Here is a 458-nt window from a genome sequence, read left to right on the forward strand (position 1 = left end):
GAAGTAAAACCGAGCAGCTTTCCTAAAAGATGAATGGCGATGATGACAGCGTCCTCTTGCTTGACCAAATGGCGATTTCGACGATGAAGATGCACCTGAATGCATGAAAGTTGAGCAGAAACAAAAATGAAAATGGCGGCATATTGCTTTTGAATCTTTGCTTGATCTGTAGTAAAATGAAAGTGCTCTTGCATAGGGATTCTCCTTTTCAATGTTTGGTTGCACTTTCATTTTAAGGAGATCCTCATGCAAGGGCTATTTTTATGCTTGTTTGAGTTTATCTATATAAATTGAAATAAAGGTTTTCTCCCGTTCCACGGCGAATAAATACAAAGAGAAAATAGGGGAACGGAGAGAAAATATGATGCCAAATCACAAAGACGAGATCGAAAAGTTGTCCACTGCCATGAAAGAAGCAAAAAGTAAACGAGCATATGAACGCTACCAAGCGATTTATC

General features: G+C 38.6%; 1 pseudogene. It reads right to left on the reverse strand.

Annotation, left to right across the window (positions count from 1 at the left end):
* Positions 1-194: pseudogene (locus ETC02_RS16945) on the reverse strand (IS982 family transposase); the annotation flags it as partial.
* Positions 195-458: the final 264 nt, after the last annotated feature.

Source organism: Geobacillus sp. DSP4a (assembly GCF_013096875.1).
GTDB lineage: Bacteria > Bacillota > Bacilli > Bacillales > Anoxybacillaceae > Geobacillus > Geobacillus thermophilus.